General features: G+C 50.0%; 3 protein-coding genes. All 3 read right to left on the reverse strand.

The annotated features are described in order from the left end of the window. Positions 1–30: 30 nt before the first annotated feature. Genes RUW00_RS06345 through RUW00_RS06355 form a run of 3 tightly spaced genes read right to left on the reverse strand, consistent with a single transcriptional unit; the run spans position 31 to position 20,139 of the window. Positions 31–6,246, reverse strand: coding sequence for a beta-ketoacyl synthase N-terminal-like domain-containing protein (locus tag RUW00_RS06345; RefSeq protein WP_315956553.1), 6,216 nt, complete (start codon positions 6,244–6,246; stop codon positions 31–33). Next, on the reverse strand, positions 6,243–12,398 hold the full coding sequence (locus RUW00_RS06350) for a type I polyketide synthase (RefSeq protein ID WP_280145298.1): 6,156 nt from the start codon (positions 12,396–12,398) through the stop codon (positions 6,243–6,245). The genes RUW00_RS06345 and RUW00_RS06350 overlap by 4 nt, the downstream gene beginning before the upstream one ends. Positions 12,399–12,420: 22 nt before the next feature. Continuing rightward, the gene (locus tag RUW00_RS06355; protein WP_315956554.1) at positions 12,421–20,139 is read right to left on the reverse strand and encodes a type I polyketide synthase; all 7,719 of its coding nucleotides are present in this window, start codon (positions 20,137–20,139) and stop codon (positions 12,421–12,423) included. Positions 20,140–20,143 lie beyond the last annotated feature (4 nt).

A 20,143-nucleotide genomic window follows, 5' to 3' on the forward strand; every position in this document is an offset into this window, starting at 1 on the left:
CGAGTAAACCCGGCGGGCGGATATGTGAATTTACGGTCTTGTTTTGGCGGGCTGCTTCAGCATCTCACCATGCACGTTCAGTATCTTTTCCTGCAGCTGCAGGAAGCTGTGTTCTGTCATTCCGTCTGCCGAATATAAAACGCCGCAAAATTCAGAAATCGTTTCGGCTGCGCTGTCTTCAGCCAATAACGTCATATGGTTGGATACCGCCACATCCATGATGGCGATGTTTGTCATATGCTCTTCCCACTGGCTCCAGTAGTTGACGAAATCAGCGGATAAAATATCAGCCCTGATCGTAAAATACGGATCAAGCTCACCCAAGAAAATTCCGTTTTTATTTCGGAAATAATAGCATGTCACCCCGTTCGGATCCGGAAGCGGCAGGAGTTCGTAATCAGTGATTTCGTAAGCGTCCTGAACATTTATATTCTGCCTGATCAGATTTTTCACCAACGCGTCCGTCTTCGTTAACCCCCGCTGTTTGGCTTTTGCGATTAATTGCTCTAAAAATATGTCTTCATGAAGATCGGCATTCAGTTCATCACGATGAATCAAGGTTTCAGAAATGCGTTCCGGATGTTGATAGATTGGTGCAAATAAAGCCATGTTCACCGTCTGCAGCATCATATTTTTATCAAATAATTCATCAGGAATGTTTATTTCCCGCGCACCCGCCGAGTCAAAAGAGTCAAGCATGACGATTGACTCAACGATTTCTCCAGCCAGCTGCAATTGCCGGGTGACTTCATAAGCGAGCATGCCCCCTAATGAATAGCCGCCTACATCGTAAGGACCCCGGGGCTGCACGGTACGTATGAGCTTAACGTAATATTCCGCCATGTTTTTAATGCCGCGGATCGGTTCTCGGTCTGTCATCCATCCTCTTGCCTGAATTCCGTAAAAAGGACGCCCGGTCCATTCGGCAACAGGCTGGTACAGCTCCACTGCCCCCAGCGCGGAATGAAACCAGAAAATCGGTCTTCCCTTTCCCCCCGGGTTAAGACAGATCAGTTCGGGCGGTTCTTGATCATCTGTCTCTTCTGATATATCGTTTTGTTTCGTATGTTCCTCATGTACTTCCTCGGTGTCTTTTTGGACAGAACCGGTCAGATACCCGGCTAATGTTGCGATTGTCGGATATTCATAGACCAGATTTGCCGTAATAGACGCTTGATAGGTTTTATTAATGGACTGAACCCATTCCACACCGATAATAGAATCCAGCCCCATCTCAATGAATGCTTCATGCTCATCAATATCTTCCGGCTTCAGAAACAGGATGTCCGCAAGGCTTTCTTTGAGCTCTTTGCGCAAAGTGCCGTCAGAGATGCCGGCAAGGGGCGTTTCTGCTTCCGGGATTTGCGGACGTACCGCTGTTTCCTCCGCTTCAGCATACTCGGGTTTCTTTATTTGCCCCGCTATATATTCCGCAAGCTCCTTAAGCGTCGGGTGTTCATACACCTTATTGGCAGTAATCTCAGTGTGGTGCGTTTTATTTACTGTTTGTATCCATTCAACTCCGATAATGGAGTCAAGCCCCATGTCGATGAAAGGCTCATCAGCATCAATATCTTCCGGTGACAAAAATAAAATATCTGCCAGGCTTATCCTCAATTCTTCAAGCAATGTTCTATTGTCTTCGAAAACGGCTTTTTCTGGCTGCTGGACAGAAACAGTACAATCCAAAGGCTGTAACACGATCGGTTTTTGCAATGTCTCCGGTTCAAATGCTGTCATTTCGATCTCAGTTAAAGGAGTCAGAGAAATCAGCCCTTCATGTTCAGGCTGCGGCGAAGACGGGAGAACGGTTTGCGTTTCAGACTTTTTCATGGCTTGGCCTGGTAAAGAACTGTTTACATCAGCCGCCCAATACCTTTCTTTTAAAAATGGATAGGCAGGCAGCGGCGTTTTATAATATTTCCCTCCGTCAAAAAGCCGTGTAAAAGGAAGATCATACCCTCTGCAAAAAAGGTCAGCGATATGTGCCAGGCTTTCTCTGTACTGTGCTGGCGAAGCCGCTGAGCGGCACTGTTCAATGCATTCCATTCCGAATGTTTTCATTCCGGCTTCTTCTGCCGGCTTCTGATCCTTCAAATTGGACACAAACACACCCGGAAGCTCTCTTTTTACAAGCCACTCCGATAATACCCGCTTCAGTTCGTCCGCACTGCTTACGATACAGGCAAACCGGTGATGTAAATGCTTTCTGCCGAGCAGGAGCGTATAACTTATATTTCCCAGATCGCTGTCTTTGTTCTTGCTGAGTGAATCCAGCAGGCGTTCTGCCTGAATTTCCAGCTGACGCTCCGTCCGCGCAGATAAAGGAATGAGGCAGGCCGGTTTTGCCGGTGACCGGCGCACGGTTTGCGGTGCCTCTTCAATCACAAGATGGGCATTTGTTCCGCTGAATCCGAATGAACTGATGGCTGCTCTGCGCGGTGCATCCGGATTCCGTTCCCACGGTATCAGCTTGTCATTCACAAAAAACGGGCTGTCCGCAAATTGAATATGCTGATTGGCTTGGTGAAAATGCAGGGAAGCCGGAATCTGCCGATGCTTCAGCGACAGCAGGATTTTAAACAGTCCGGCCATCCCCGCGGCCGCAGCGGCATGTCCGAGATTGGTTTTCACAGAGCCGATAGCGCAATATCCTTTTTTATCCGTATAGCGGCGGAAAGCGCGCGTTAAGGCGCCGAATTCGATCGGGTCGCCCAGTGCAGTGCCCGTTCCGTGAGCTTCCACCATTTGAATGGTTTCCGGATCAATGTGAAAAGTGTCATAGACATGCCGTTCCAATCGTTCTTGAGATAGCGCGCTTGGAGCGGTGATTCCGTTTGTAGCGCCGTCCTGATTCATTGCAGAGCCTTTTATGACGCCGTACACATGATCTCCGTCACTAACGGCGTCGCTAAGACGTTTCAGCACCACCGCTCCCACGCCTTCCCCCGGCACGAACCCGTCCGCGCTTTGATCAAACGTATGGCAGCGTCCGGTCGGTGACAGCATATTCGCCTTATTTGACGACTGATAAAAAGCGGGAGTGGATTGAATAAAAACCCCGCCCGCCACCGCCATTTCCGTTTCTTTCGTCCAAAGCCCCTGACATGCCAAATGAATGGCTGTCAGCGAACTGGAACATGCTGTATCAACAGTGATCGCCGGACCTTGTAAATTAAGGTGATAGGCGATCCTTGCCGGAGTGACGGAATTATGATTGCCCCAAAACGCCTGCGCGGGCCCCTGCTGTTTAAAAATGGCCTGGTAATCTCCGCCGCAGGAGCCGGCATACACGCCGCATTCCCGGCCTCTTACCGAGTCTCCCGCATATCCCGCATCTTCAAGCGCTTTCCATGATTCTTCCAAAAACAGCCGCTGCTGAGGGTCCATATAGGTCGCTTCACGTCCCGATATATGAAAGAAAACGGGGTCAAAACATTCAATGTCCTCTATAAAACTGCCATACTGGCATTGGCTGTCAGAGACATCCCATCTGTCTGCTTTTTTAATCAGATCCCGTCCGGCGGCTAAGTGTTCCCAAAACTCATGGACATTCTCCGATTCAGCAAACCGCCCGCTCATCCCGATAATCGCGATCGGTTCTTTTTCAGGTAACACAGCTGCTGATTTTACTGTATCGGCCGGATCCTTTTGTTCGGGGCGGTACGTCATTTGATACGGCTCAGAAACGCTGATTACGATTTTCCCGATATTTCCGCGGTCATCCAGACAGTGATACGCTTCTTTTATGTCTTCAAAGGAAAAGATTTTTGAGATGACAGGCTGAATGACTCCCTCTTCCGCCAGCCGCTGCAGTTCCAATTGATAGTCCTTGACCTGATCCGGATTTTGAAGGGACAGCTTCCGCAAATCCACGCTGTGAAACGATTGATTGTTATGAAGGACGGACAAGTCGACTGATTTAGCGGATTTCAGCGCAGTCATGGCAATTTCGATATATCTTCCGCCCGGCGCCAGGCAATTCATTCCTTTTTGCATGGCATCACCGGCCAGGGTATTAATGACAACATCCACCCCACGGCCGCCGGTCATTCGCATGATTTCCGTTTCAAAATCTTCTTCTAAATAGCAAATGGTATTGTGTATCCCGAGCGAATGCAAATACTCAATTTTTTTCTGTGATCCGGCCGTGGCATATATTTCCGCGCCGATATGCCGGGCCATTTGCACCGCGATCAGCCCCGTTCCTCCCGTCGCGGTCTGAATTAATATTTTTTCGCCTTTTTTAAGTCCGGCTTTCCGGAAGGTGTCTATCATGGTCACCGCCACGGTGGGAAGAGCGCATGCTTCTTCAAAGGTCAGCCGGGCCGGTTTATGATAGACTTGATGTTCTTTACATGTGATGAGATTCGCCTGAGATCCAAATTCCTCTCCCATGCCGACAATCACTTCATCACCCGGAATGACAGATGTTACATGCCTCCCTGTCTTGATCACGACGCCGCTTGCTTCAAATCCCGGAGTGAACGGATAAGGCGGCATCGTCGGGTACAGCCCTCTGACACAAAGCAAGTCTCCGAAGTTTAAAGAAAAGGCGCGGACGGCTATTTGAACTTCGTCATCTTTTGTCTCAGGCACTTCACTGCGGACAATCGTCAGATCTTCAATGCCGCCCGGACGGTCAATCACAACCCGGAACATTCCCGAGTCATCGGACTTTGCAAAAGAAGGCGGCATACGTTCTTGTTTCGGTTTCTGATAACCGGTTTCCTTTCTTTCCGTCTGCAGAGGTTTTTCAGCAGGCCGTTCTTCCTGAAGCGCCGGGCGGATTTTCGCTCTTTCGGTCTCTAGAGACGAGGCTATGATGGTTTCGTATTCTGCCGAGATATAACCGGTCAGCAGTTTCACATGATAGTAATCAAATAAAATCGTGGTCTGCAGTGTAAGATTCAATCGCTTATTAATCTCGTTAATCACATTGACGGCCAGAATGGAATCAATGCCGTATTCAGAGAAATTCAGTTCTTCCTGAATATCCTCTTCTTTCATTTTTAATACATCGGCAATACTTGTTTTGATGACAGAGCGGACATGGGAAGCGACCGATTCCCCATCAGCCTTTACAGCTTGATGCTCCTCTGGCGCGCGGCTGCGGGAAACAGGCTGTGCGGGCTTTCGGAAAACTTCGGCCGGGGCGGCGTATGGCTTTCTGCCGTCTCTGATCCCTTGCATCCGGACGAGTCCGTCACTCTCAGCTGCGATAATCTGCTGACCTAAATCATGAGCCGTTTCAGCAGGGAAACAAACCGCTCTGTATCCTTCCGAATGCAGCACACGCTCCCACGATTTTGGATATAAGCCGGGACTTCCCGGAATCCGAAGCTCAGCATCCTCATAGGACCACCACCCGTCAAGCAGCCCGAAGGTTAAATGGGTAAAAACAGAACGATCGCTGATTTCGTTTATCAGAATCATCCCGTTGTATTTCAGGAGCGCTTTCAGACGGCGAAGTGTCAAACCGATATTTTTTGTGGCGTGAAGCACATTGGCGGCGATGACAATATCGTAAACACCCGTTTTGATATTTTGTGATTCGCAAGGTTTCTCCGCATCAAACAAGGCTGTTTTCAAATACGGCACATCAGGTCCGTATTCCTGTTCGGCATGCATTAAAAAAGCTTTAGAAACGTCAGTATAACAATATTCCGCAATCTGTTTTGCAAATGGTTGCAGTTTTGTAAACAGCATGGCGCTCGTTCCGCCCGTCCCGGCCCCTACTTCTATCAGCCTGATGCGGGCATCGGGGTGTTCTGTAAGATAAGCTTTCAGGTAAGCGGCCGCGGAATCTGCCAACACTTCATTAAAATAATCCGCAACGGGATTATGCTTATAAACACCTTCAACGAGCCGCATTGATGAATCGGGAAATACGATATCCGTAGCCGGACGTTCTCCTTTTAAAATGGAAGGCATCGCTTTTATCGTCGCCTCAGCCAATTCAGCTTGCGCCTGCTCCCCATTGGGAAGCAGGCGTTTATGGGCATTCCACTCATTCCAGACTGTGCGGCCGTCCGGGCGCTGATCCCTGAGGAGAGTGATCGTGTATCCGTCATACGTGATATACCCGTTTTCTTTTAATAGATTCAGGCTTTCTTCCAGCCATCTGCCGTATGTGCCGATCACGCCGGCGCTCCGCATGGATGCTGAAGCTGTGGTGACAGGCTCGCTGAAAAACCCGATTGACTGTAATTGGTAAAAGAGCAGTTTGCAAAGAAGGCTGTTCATATGCGCAACTCCATTTCTCGTTTTAAAGTCTCAAGCCGTTCATTCCGATCCGGATTTTGCCGCTTGACGCTTTCCATAAATGAAGGCTTCGAGCCGGATACAACCGATATTGCATCTTGATCCGTCAGCGCGGCTAAGCCGTGCGGAGCAGCTTTAATGAATGCCGCTTGGCTGAACGGTTCTGATAGTAAGACTTCCAGAGCCTCCATTGCTTCATCGGGTTCAATAGAACCGATCCCTGACGCCTCCATCCGTTTTCTGTAAGACGGGTCTGATACAACGCCCAGACTGCCCCAATATCCCCAATTCATGACTTTCACTTCACAATCAAGCAAGGAAGCGATATGGCGGGCAAAGGCGTCTTGAAATGTACACCCTGCCGCATAGTTGCTTTGCCCGGCATTTTTTGTGAAAGAATTAACGGATGAGAAAAACAGCACAAAATCAAGCGGTTCTCCCTTAAAAGCTTCAATCATTCGGACGCTCGTATTCACCTTAGCTGAAAAAGCGTTTCTGAAAGAAGCTTCATCCATATTGGCCATACTTTTGTCGGCAAGCGTTATCGCGGAATGGATGACTCCCGTTATATTGCCGTATTGCTCTCTTACGGAACGGACGACCGCTTTAAGCGCTGCGGCATCTTGAGCATCAGCCTGTATATAATGCGGCGCGGGGCCTGATAGCGCCAGCCTGTCTATTTTGCTCTGAATCTCCTGATCCTTCGGCCGCCTGCCGATCCATATCATCCGTGCCTTGTAACGGGTGATCATGTATTTGCTCCATGCTTCTCCGATGCCGCCCGCTCCGCCGATGACAGCATAAACGCCGCCTTCTCTGTACGACATACGCGGAGCGGAACTTGTCAGCACCCGGACTGTTTTTTGCTTGTGCCAAGCTCCGTTACGGTACGCAGCAGCATTTCCGTCCGGATCTGGAGGAAGGCGCCAGATGTTTTTCATCTCAGACGAATCACTGCCTTCTTCTGTATCAATCAGCCTGATGTCCCAGTTCGGATATTCTTTTGCCAATGAACCGATCAACCCGTGCACGCCTGCATGCTCAGGCTGCGGCAGATCACCCGGATACACGGACTGTGTCTGCCGAGTGACCGCCGTAAAGCTGATGTTTCGGTTTCCATACCCGAGTGACAGCAGCGCTTTGATGAAACGGAAACATTGAATCACCCCATTCTCCTGCTCATCAAGCATTTCCTGACTGACGGATGCGGGTGCGAAACGATCCGGCGCAATCCATAAGAAATGGCGGATATCCTGATACCCGGCTGTCAATTCACGTAATGTTTGCTCGCTTGAATGATCCGGCGTCTCCGCCAGATGGGCGCGGGGCCACATTTTTGCCGCGGCTTTTATGGTATGTCCCGGCTTTCCGATGATCAGCAATTGTTCCTGATCAACCGCTCGATTTTCTTCCAGAGAAAAGAAAGTTTTGTCCCAAACAGGGGCAAGCATCGCCGTCTGAACTTCCTGCCGCTTGCTTTCGGTTTGGTTTGTCTGCCGGACAGCCCGGCAGGAGAAGCCTGTCAATCTCATACAAACAGCGCCGTTTTCATCACATAAATCAATATCCAGCGTCAGCGCTCCGTTATCTGACCGATCGCTCTGTTTGCGGACAAGCGCCCACATCGTTTTCTGAGTCGGCTGAAATATTTCTGCCTGCCTCAGGGAAAACGGCAGCATCGGAGTGTCTCCGGCAGTATCTGAACCGGCACCCAGTGACGCCTGAAACGCGGCATCTAGAAGACTCGGGTGGATGACAAACTGATCGGCGGTACTGTCTGCCGTTTCCGGCAGCGACAGCCGGGCTGCAGCGCTCCTCTCTCCGATCATCAGCTGATCAATTCCTTGATGGCTCGGCCCGTATATCATACCCGCATGCCGGAAAGCCTGATAAACCTCATCAGACGTCATAACCGATTGGCTGCAGCCGGACAGCCAGCCCTCTAAGTGAACTGACGGAACCGCTGCTATCTCTCCTGATACCGCGGTGCCTTTACTGTATATAATCCGTTCTCCCCCCGGTTCTTCCGATAGGCTGTAAATCGTAAATTCAATGTCTTCATTTTCCTTAAGGATAAGGCTGATATGGACTTTTACATCCGTCCCCTTATGAACAACAGGCCTCATCCATATGAGATCTTTCAAATACAGTCCTTTACGTCCGTCCGGCACAGCGTATGCGGCACGCTCAACGGCCGCCCTGGCCATTTCGATCACGGCGGCTCCCGGGAGCACTTTCTCCCCATTGACTGTGTGATCAGTGAAAAAGAATTCCCGTCCGGTAAAAACAGAGGTGAATTTCAGCTCCCACAGATCGGATGTGTTTTCATGAAGCAGCGGATGGATCACCGTTTTGCCGTCATCCCTTTTTGAAACCGCCTCGGCTTCATCTTGAATCCAGCATCTGACCTTTGCAAACGGATAGGCGGGAAGGCTGATTCTCCGGGGTTTTTGTCCCGAATATAACAAGTTCCAGTCCACATCGACTCCCTGCACCCACATGTTCAGCAAATGACCGTACTTTCTCTTTTTCAGCCATTTGCCCATGGCTTCCTGCAAATCTTCATCAGATTCAAACACAGCCACTGTCTCATGATTTCGCTTCGCCCGCCCCCTGTAAAGATGCGGTGCGTTTTCATTTTCCAAGTACGATCTGAGCTTGTCCTCCAGCTCCTTAAGGGAGTCCGCAATGAGAGCCAGCCGCTCATCCATCGCTTCCCGCCCCGCTTGTAAAGTGTATGCGACATCAAATAAGTCCGGCTTATCCGTATGCTTCTTTTGAAGAAAAGCAAGAAGGCGCTCCGCATATTCTGTCAGACGCTCCTCATTTTTCGCAGACAGCAGAATGACAGCCGGCTCTTGGCTGCTGATTGCTTGTTTTACAGGAGCCTCATATTCTTCAATAATGATATGCGCGTTAGAACCGCCCGCACCAAAGCTGCTGATCCCCGCCCTGAGCGGCTGTTCTTCTCCGTCTGCGGCAATCCGTTTCCAATCTGTTAATTCCCGGCAGACGGAAAACGGCCCTTCGTCAAATTGGATATTCGGATTTAAAACATCCGCATGCAAAGATGGGGCGATTTGTTTGTGCTTCATCTGCAGCAGCACTTTTGTGACAGCGGTGATGCCTGCTGCCGATTCCCCATGTCCGATATTTGATTTGACAGACCCGATGAGACATGTTTCAGGAACATCACCGAATGCATCGGTTAAAGCCCGGATTTCAATCGGATCGCCTAATTTCGTCCCTGTCCCGTGCGCTTCCACATAGCTGATCTGGCCCGGGGATACCCCCGCCTCCTGTAAAGCTTGAGAAATGACTTCGCTTTGCGCCTTGGGGTTCGGTATGGTGTAACCGCTCGCTCTCCCGCCGTGATTAATGGCAGCTCCTTTAATGACGCCGTAAATCCGATCTCCGTCTTGTACGGCGTCTTCTAAACGTTTAAGAAGCAGCACCCCGACACCTTCTGCCGGAATATAGCCGTCACCCCCGGCGCCGAAACTCCCGCAGTGTCCTTTAGATGAGATGAACTGCCCCTGGCTCAGCATGAAGTACTTGTTAGGATGAACGGTGAGATTCACTCCGCCGGCAAGCGCCGCGCGAATCCGATGATCCCGCAGATCCCGGCACGCCATGTACAATGAAGTCAGCGAACCCGAACACATCGTATCGACCGAAATGCTCGGCCCTTGAAAATCGCAAAAATAGGAGACACGGTTAGCAATGGATGAAATCCCGCCGGGGAGCCCGATATGCCGTCCTTTCACTCCCGCTTCAGCCGCGAATAACGGATATTCCTGATACATGACTCCGGCATACACACCTACCTGACGGCCCAGTTCAGGTGATGTCCTCGTATATCCCGCATCCTCCATGGCCATCCACGCATGCATCAAAAACAGCCGTTCCTGAGGATCAAGGTGTTCCGCTTCACGGGGGGAAATCTTAAAGAACTCAGGATCAAAATCGGCGATCCCGTCAATGAATCCGCCCCATTTGCTGTAGATCGCTCCCGGCGCCGTACGGTCCTCGGAAAAGTAATGTTCCCATTTCCAGCGGTCTTTCGGAATTTCGGTAATACAATCCTTTCCTTGTTTGAGATTATCCCAAAACGCATCGATATCATCGGCCTGCGGATACTTGCCGGAAACCCCGACAATGGCAATATCCAGCGGGTTTCCTTTCGTTTTCTGACGGCTTTGATTCCCGGACGGGGCAAAAGACGCATTTTCAAGCCGATTTGGCTGAAGCACTTCTTTCACAGACGCGTTTTTCAATTCCGCCAGCTGTTCCCCGGTATGACTGAGGACTGCGGCATCAAATGAGAGAAACCCGTCTTTTTTATGTTTGATTGTATTCACCACATAGACGGTATCAGACATGACAGGTCCGTAAAGCGTCAGCCTCTCAATCATGAGCGGAACGTGAATCCGCTTTTTCAGCTGCAACTCTTCTTCACCGAGCGACATATAACATGAATTCAATATAAGCGGGTCAAATGCAAAGTGATGCAGATCGCCTTTTTCTTTTTTTCCTGATAAGTCCAGCTGCAATAAAAAGGAGCTCTCACTCATTTTGTATCCCGCCGTTACCGTTTTCAGCATCGGGCCTATCGTGAAGTCAGCAACCGAATCGTACAGACGGGAAATAACATCCGGCGCCACCTTTTGTGCATGCGCCTTCATTTGTTCAACGTCATATGATTTTTTTACGGGTGCCTCTATACCTCTGCTTATTTCTCCTTCGGCACACGTCTTCCGGCTTTCTTTACCGGAGACAGTGCAGCTTGCGGTAAAGCGTTCGGCACTCTTTTCTGCCGCAAATGAAATGTCAACATGTGCGGCCTCTCCCGGCTCCAGTGTGACGGGCCCGCCCGTAAAGCGGATATCTTTCAGCCCGGCGGGATACGTACCGGAATGAGACGCTCCGGATGCTTCAAGCACAAGACACGGATACGTTACACCCATCAGTGCCGGTTTGCCGAAAACCAGATGATCCTGAAGGAATGCTTCATGTTCATAGAAAGTAAATGTCTGACTGCCTGATTGCGTTTCAGAGACCGGTGCTGCATCCGCGACAAGGCCGGAAGATTCAGCTGTTCCTTTTGTTTTTATGTCTTCAAGCAGCTCGGATATGCTGCTGCATTCAAATAAAAGAGTCGGATTCAGCCGCAGATCAAACGCACCTTCGATGTCTTTAATAATGGCCAAAAGCTGTGACGATTCAAGGCCTAATTCAAAAAACACGGTGTGCGCATCATTTCTTGTGACAGGACGGCCTACGTATGTTGAGAAAATGCGGTATAAGGTTTCCTCCATCTGCTGAACGCCTGGTATCAGCTGCCGGTCTGTCCGCACCTTTTTGGCTGTCAGGCCGAGCAGTGAAGCAATATGCGCACCGCTGGGGTTGTAAAAGTCAATATCCATTTTCACCATTTCAGAAGGCGTGCCGGACTTTTTCGAAATCACCGCGTAACAGCGCTCCGTAACGGTCTCAGCGGCAATAAACGAATCATAATAAATCGGTAAAAACAAACCGGCGCCTGCAGCTGTCTGCAATACGCCGGAGGCCATGGCGGCACCGTCCATCAGCGCGGGATGAAAGAGAGCGCCAGGGAGATTTTCCTGGCATGAATCAGACTGCCGAATATCAAGGAAACATTCCTCTTCATTTGCATAGATCTCTCCCTCCGGCTTCATCAGCCCGTCATGCGACAGTCCGCAGCTTCTCGCGTCTTCGTAAACCGTATGCAAAGAGACTGATGGAAGTGCGGCTTGTTGTTTTTTCTCCCCTGCGTCAAGGCGCCTATCTGATGAGAAGACTCCTTCATGCACCTCCGCTGATAAGAAAACCGTCCCGGAATCCGCCCCGCAAATCGAGGCTGTCCAGAACTCCTTTTCTTTACTGAATATGACACTCACATCAAGCCGCTCTGACCGTTTCACTGATAAAGGATGATAAATGGTCACCCGTTTCAGACAGATGGAACGGAATGAAAGATCAAGGCTTTGCTTTGCCAGCTGATACAGCATATCAATATAGGCCAGACCGGGCATGACAGATTCTCCGTGAACAAGATGGTTTTTCATAATGGGATGTTCTGCCGTCAGGCGCAGATTCACTGTTTTTTTCATGGTTAGTCCCCTTTTAAAAACGTCACGTTGTCACCTGCCAAAACGAGTCTGCAGGTGCAGTGCTTGTCTCTGCTTTTTTCTCATATTTCTTTAAAAGATCCGCAATGTCTGTTTTTTCATTACTTGTTTTTTCCGTTTCACTCTCCGTGCTGTTCCAGCCGCCCAAAAGCGGGTAGTGTTTTTTTCTGAATTCCGGCGGCTGAGGCGCCCGGTGATGTTCCCGCTGACTTTCACCTCTGTATTCTTCAACGAGGATATGAGCATTTGTCCCGCCGTCAGGAAATGAACTCTGAGCTGCGACGCGGGGTTTCTTCTCTGAATGCCAATCAACGGGTTCACGATTAAATTGAATACGCGACGCTTCAAAGTCATAATGTTCAAATGGCTCACGCGCTGATAAGAAAGGCGGAATCCGCTTATGATAGACGCTCAGCACACATCGGATGAAGCCCGCAAGACCTGAAGACAGAAGCAAATGCCCTACATTCGGTTTCACCGATCCGATCCGGCAGGGCAGAAGCGTTTTCCGGTTCAGCTGATAGACATCTGAGAGCGCCTTGATTTCCACCGAATCAACGATTGGGGAACCGCCTCCGTTCACTTCTATATATCCAATGTCTTCGGGCGACTTTTCCGCCATGTCAAGCGCAGTTTGAATGGCGTCTCTCTGCGCTCTTATATTCGGTGAACCGGGACCGAGCGTCCGGCCGTCATTGTTTACCGAGACGGCTTTTATGACGCCGTAAATACGGTCTCCGTCCCGCACCGCATCGCTCAATCGCTTGATAAAAACCGCCCCCGCTCCTTCTCCGAGCACTTCTCCCGCTGATTCACGGTCGAATATATGAAACACGCCGTTCTCATTTAAAATATGTCGCGCTCCGAATAACCGGTGCGCGGACGGAGATAAGAGCAGACTCACCGAACCGACTAAGGCCGCGTCAATCCTTCCGGCCAAAAGGGCGTCTTTTGCAAAGGACAGCCCGATCAGCCCTGAGGAACATGCTGTATCCACGACAAGGCTCGGCCCTGTGACATTCAAAAATCGTGAAATGTTGGCCGCCAAATAGTTTTGCCCCGCCCCCAAAATCGGGTTAGGCGCCTGCAGGATATGTTCCATACCGGCTGAAGGCTGCGCCCTGCCGCCGATGTACACGCCGATTTTCCGGCCCGACAAATCCTTTTGGCCGTACCCGGCATCATAAACGGAATGAACCGCTTCTTCTAATATGATCCGCGCCTGCGGGTCCATAATTGCCGCGTCTTTTTCAGAGATGCCGAAAAAGCCCGCATCAAACATGTCGATATCATCAATCCACCCCGCATAATCCTTTGCATGTGCTGTTGCATGCCAGCGCGTTGCGGGGACAGGCCGGATGGCGGTGTTTCCTTTCATCAGCAGCTCCCAAAAAGCATCCGTTCCGCCCGCCCCCGGAAAACGGCAGGACATGCCGACGACGGCAATATCGTCTTCGGTATCCGCTTTCGGCTTCATGGATGTTCTCTCTTCAGCGGCGGCGGTTAAATCAGGCTGTACGTCCCTGTCGTGAACGAAACCATTTTCTTTTGTCACAAAATCGGCTTCATGATGCGCTGCGAAATAGTCAACCATTTCTGTAATCGTTTGATATTGAAGCATTAAGGACGGTGTTAACTTTATGCTGATCCGTTTTTGCAGTGATTGAACCAATTCCGCAAAGAGTATTGAGTCAATCCCGTATTCATCAAACGGCATATCATCTTTTATCTGCTCATCCGTCATTTTCAGTTCTTCACTGAAGACGGTGCGCACCCATTGACGAATCGTATCCTTCACCTTTTGGTCACCGGCAGTGCTTTTTTTCACGGGAGCTTCAGATTTCTTCACCCTTAGAAGATCACCAAAATCAGCCTCACTGTCTTCTGGAACACAAGGAATTCCGCAGCTTTGTCCGTTTAATATGATGTAATCTAAAAACTTCAGTCCGTCTTCGGCAGACAGCCTGGAAAGTCCTGATTTTTGATAAGCAGGTGTTTCCGGCAGGCCTTCAGCCATGCCGGTTTCTTTCCAGACGGGCCATTGAACGGCTTTAACAAACACGTTTCCTATACCTGCTTGATGATTTGCAAAAGAGTCCATAAATGAATTAGCCATCGCGTAGTCACTTTGCCCCGCAGCAAGCGAAGGGATCAGACCCGAAACGGATGAGAACAAAATAAAAAACGACAGCGGCTCATTCTGAACGGCTTCATAGAGACCGCGAAGCCCTGTTACTTTCGGCGCGCAAACGCTTTCGATTTCAGTTTCGGTTTTGTTATAAAAAGCGGGGTGTTCTCCCATTGCACCCGCGCAATGAAAAACGCCGGTAATCGGTCCCATCGTGTCGCGGATGCTGTCCGTCATGTTCCGGAGCCCCTTTTGATCCGTAAGAGAAACGCTGTAATAACGGATCTCCGCGCCCCGCTCGGCTAACCTCTGCATCCGCTCGGCTTTTTCCGGGAGAATGCCGTCCTTTTTCATGTCTGCCCACTCTGAGGAATCGGGAAGCGGCTCCCGCCCCATGATGACCAGTTTCCTGCATCCGCGTGAAACGGCATGCTCCGCCGCAATTGCGCCGATCCCGCGCGATCCGCCCGTTATTAACAGCACATCATCAGACGAATAGGAAAGCTCAGGCGCCGCCGAAACATTCATACCCTGCTTCAGAAACGGCACATAACGGCGATTCAGCCTGTAGCAGCATTCACTGCCGCTTTTGGCCCGCGGCTGTAAAAATTCAGTCTCAATCTGTCTGCTTAATTCTTCTGTATGCTCAATCGCACAATCGCTATCTATCGTAAAAGAATGAATGTTGGCATACTCAGCGCCCAGCATTCGGTACAGCCCCGCCGTTTTCGCCCCTTGCATCAGAGGTTTACTTTCCTTGAAAGGCTGGAGGCGGTGTGTCACTTGGCTGAACACAGCGCCGCTATGACGGAATGATTCAAGAGCCTGCTGTAAAAAGGCAAGCTTTCCGTGTTCTATCTCTTCCTGCCGTTCATATTCCGCATCATATGCGGTTATGTCGACGACCCCGAGTATCTGTTTGTTTTGAAGAGACTCCCGCACTCTGCCGTAAAGGTTTCGCCCCGATGCGGCGGCGTAATAATCGGCGCCGTCTTTTGCCTGATGGATGAAGCAGATCGTTTCAATATGGCCGTTTCCTTTAAAAAGAGCATCGGCCAATCGGCTTGTCTTATCAGTTGCAAGTATCATTACTGTTCCTGATAATGCTTCAGATTCCGCCGGATCTTGCTGCTTCCAGTCTTTTTGAAGAATGATCTTTTGGTTTTCCGCCGGTTCATCTGTCTGTTTCCGGATATCCGCAGGCACAGGCACCCAATACCGCTCCTTCGCGAACGGATATACAGGAAGGCTGACCCGTTTCGGCTTCTCTCCTTCGTATAACAGGCTCCAGTCAACGGCGGCTCCTTTTGCCCACTCAGTGAGCAATCTGGAATATTGCTTGTTTTTCAGCAGCTCGGCCATTCCACTTGATGAAATATCATCTTGAGCACGACCGCGGAAACATCCTTCAATTTCTGTTTTCCGTTCAAGCACATCCTTCAGTTTCGCTTGCAGGCCGCAAACGGATGTAACGATAAATGCCAGCCGTTCAGGCATCGCTTCTCTGCCAGCTTGAAGCGTGTAGGCCAGGTCTTTAAGGTTGACTTCTTTTTCCCGTAAAAAGCGGTCATACCGTTTGACATATTCTAATAGACGTTCTTCATTTTTTGCTGAAAGCAGAAACAGAACCGGCTCGTCTTCCCGTATATTTACCGATTTCTTTTCAGCCTGCGGCGGCAGATATTCTTCTATGACAAAATGGGCATTGCTCCCGCTGGCGCCAAAAGAGCTTAAACCCGCTCTTCTCGGCTGGTCAGGATGTGACGGCCGTTCCCATTCTTCCAGCCGGTCCGCCACATAAAACGGCGTGTCCGGAAATGGAATATGGGGATTCAGCGTGTCCGCGTGCAATGACGGAAAGATTTCTCCATGCTTCAGCTGCAAAAGCACCTTTGTTAATCCGGCGATCCCGGCGGCTCCTTCTAAATGGCCGATATTTGATTTGGCAGAGCCGATGGCGCAAAACCGCTTCTTGTTTGTCCATTTGCGGAAAGCGCGGCTCAGCCCTTCAATTTCAATCGGATCACCCAAAGACGTGCCTGTTCCGTGGGCTTCAATATAGCTCAATGTCTCCGGATCAACGCCGGCACTCTGAAAAGAATCTGTAATGACTTCCGCCTGTGATGCCGGATCAGGCACGGTCAAACCGGATGTTTTTCCGACATGGTTTAAAGCGGAGCCTTTTATGACGCCATATATCGGAAAGCCCATTCTTTCCGCTTCTTGAACGGTTGTCAGTAACACCGCGCCGACGCCTTCTCCCGGCACATAACCGTCACCGCCGGCGGCGAAGCTTTTGCAGACGCCTTCTGAAGACAGAAATCCGGCATTCGCCAAAAACGCATATTTATGCGGGTGTGTGACCGCATTCACACCGCCGGCAATGGCGAATTCGCACTCCCCCCTTTTAATGCTTTCACATGCCAAATGTATGGATGTGAGCGAAGAAGAGCACATCGTATCAACAGCCATTGACGGCCCTGTAAAGTTCAGGCAGTGAGACACGATATTCGGAACAGAGGCAGGCGTCACGCCCATAGACAGCGGTGTGCCCCGCTGTGTGATTTCAGCCCCGAACAGCTCATAATGGCTCCAAAACACACCTGCGAATACCCCGACGCGTTTTCTCTTTTGTGAAGATGGCCCGCGCGCCGTTCTGTCCTGATAAAAACCGGCATCTTCACAAGCTTCCCAAGCCGTCTCTAAAAACAGCCGCGCCTGCGGGTCCATCATTTCAGCCTGGCGCGGAGTCAGATTGAAAAACAGCGGGTCAAAGCTGTCTATGCGATCTAAAAATCCTCCGTAACGGTAGAACTGATCTGCTTCATATGAGAAAGAATAACCTTTCCATCTGTCTTTCGGCATTGTTGTAATGCAGTCTTTACCTGAGCGCAGATTTTGGTAAAATTCATCAATGCTTCCCGCCTGCGGGTATCTTCCCGCCAATCCGATTACCGCAATATCGTGCTCTTCTGTATGTCTCTCTTGTTTTCGGCTTCTTCTCTTGACAGCTGCGTTGGATAATGAAGATCCGTTCTTGTCTCCCTTTGGACCCAATCGGCTCATGCTTTCAGTTACAGCCGGCTCTTTCCCGTATAAAATAACGGATTGCAGCTTGCCGAGTCGCAGCATATATTCAAGTGCAGCCATCCCTTCCCCGGCCGGTAGCGGGCTGGTGCCTGTTGCATCATTCATGATCTCTTTCATCAGGCTGTCAACCTGCATGCCGCCATCTTCCCAAAGCGGCCAGTTGATCGTCATAGAAGCCCCGTTCCGTTCGCCTTTTTCCGCTTTGCAATCGCGATATTTCATATATTCATCCATAAAAGCGTTCGCTGCGGCATAATCTGTCTGGCCCGCATTTCCGGCCAACGCCGAGAATGAGGAAAAAACGGCGAAAAATTCAAGCGGTTCATGCCGTGAAGCTTCGTCCGCATGAATCAGGCCGCTGATTTTCGGCAGGAACACCTGCTTCAAGTCAGAACTGTCTTTTTGGATGATAAATTGATCTTTTAAAACACCGGCGCAATGAAAAATGCCCGTCAGCCGGCCGAAAGTTTCTGTAATCTGAGCAAATGCCCGCTCTGTTTCGGCTTTATTGCCGATGTCCGCTTGAACGTAAAGAACTTCTGCGCCCAATGCTTTCAGTCTGCTGATCTTCTCAGACTGTTCCGGCGAACGGCCGATGAGTGCGAGCTTCACCTTTTCTTTTTCTGCAAGGTGACGGGCAAGCAGAAATCCAAGACCGCCGAGGCCTCCTGTAATGACATACACGCCGTTTTGTTTCCAAGGAGACTGTGTCTGCCCGTCCAGTTTCTCAATACGTTCGAACAATCTGATCTGCCGCATATTGTCTTTATACCGAATGTCTGTGCAGCCTGCATGAGAGGAGTTTGCTTCTGTTCTAATGATTGCGGCCGTCTCACTTGGCAATCTCTCATTCTTGTCACAGAAGGTGATCACCTGAGTGCGAAGAGCCGGATTTTCCAGATGTGCCGTTTTCAGCATAGCCCCGAGAGCGGAAGACAATGCCGCTCCATTCTCAACGGCGCATACAAGCTGAATCAATGTATGTTCTTTCGGATAGTCTGTCAGTTCCCGTTTGAGCATAAGAAATATGCGCTCGGCATCTGCTCCAAACTGCTCATCTGCAGCCTCATGCTCCCTTTTCAGTTCTATCACTTCCGCTTCCGGGCAAAGTATGCCGAGTTCACCGGTGAGACGGGGTCCTGCATCGGCAGCGATAATGAGATGACGGGTGTGTTTTTGCCCGTTCTGCACCGCCGTTTCCAGCGGCTGATCTTTCCAGGCGGGTTCAAAAAACAGAACCTCATCAGCAATGTCAGCGTCTGATGTATGCCGTTCTTCGGCCGAATCTTTCAGCACACAGCCCGCTTCATTGATAAGGTAATCCGCAAGGCGGCGGACAGATGAATATTCAAAAAGCAGTGTCGGATAAAACTGCTGCTGAAAAGTCTGCTCTAATATCTTTACAAGCTTCAGCAAATGCGCCGAGTCAAGCCCCATATCATAAAAGCCTTTCCGCACATCAATATCCTGTGCCGGACGATTGATCAGCCTGGCGATTTCCGACTTTATGTAAGTCACCATGTTTTGTTCCGGCGTTTGCTGTTCAGACACGTCTTCTGCGGCCACAGGACTTTCGGGCTCTCCACGGCCGCTTCTGTTCTGCTGAGGCGGCTTCTCTTTGTCTATCAGATGGGTAATCATATTCGCTTGTCTGACCCTTTTCACTGTCAGTTTCTCACATTCGGCCAATACGTTCCCTGCCCTGTCGTAAATCGTGAAGTCGGCCGAATAAACATCAGGTTCGCTGTCTGATACGCCGCTTTCAGTGCGGCTGTTTTTCGCAGAATAAGTGTAAATCGTTTTCGGAAACGGCTGATACATGCAAAAACGATTGATCATAAAAGGAATATAAGGTGTGTCATTTTGCTTTTGGGCCGACAATGCAAAGGAAGAGCCGGCAAGGGTGGACGCATCTAAAAAAGCCGGATGCGCCTTAAATTTCTCCCGGAATCCTTCAGCCAAATCACTCAGAGTGAGCTCCATTAATTCTTCTTTATCCTGAAGCTGATAAACGGCCCCTTCATTTTTCATAAACTCGCCATGCTCAATATGGCTTCTTCTTGCAATTCCGTAAATGTCATGCATGTCCCATTTTCGGCTTGCGTTTTTCATGAACGCTTCAATATTCAGTTCTTTTGCCCAGGGCGTGTCTTCTTGCAAATAAAGCTGGCATTCCATATTCTCATCCCGGTTTCCGCCAAGCGGTGTGCCGTTTTTTGCTTTTTCGCTTGTGATCTCAACTTTCCAGCTGTCATGCGCCGGCGTAAAGGTGACATACAGGTGTTTATCAAACTCTTCAGATGTTACAACAGGCTGCTTAAAAATAATCTGTCTTAATTCTATAGGCCTTTCACCGAGATACCCGGCGGCGAGCCGATACAGCATATCTATTAAAGTCACGCCCGGGAGGACGCGGATTTGATGAACGCGATGATCCCGGACGATATAATTCGTATGACTGATTTTCTGCAGGAACGTTTTGACTTGATCGGTGGCAACTGCCAATCTA

The organism is Bacillus sp. IS1 (assembly GCF_032461585.1).
Classification (GTDB): domain Bacteria; phylum Bacillota; class Bacilli; order Bacillales; family Bacillaceae; genus Bacillus; species Bacillus velezensis.

Excerpts from the sequence above, each read along its gene's own strand:
- RUW00_RS06345 (WP_315956553.1), bottom strand. The coding sequence starts at position 6,246 with ATGAACAGCCTTCTTTGCAAACTGCTCTTTTACCAATTACAGTCAATC.
- RUW00_RS06350 (WP_280145298.1), bottom strand. The coding sequence starts at position 12,398 with ATGAAAAAAACAGTGAATCTGCGCCTGACGGCAGAACATCCCATTATG.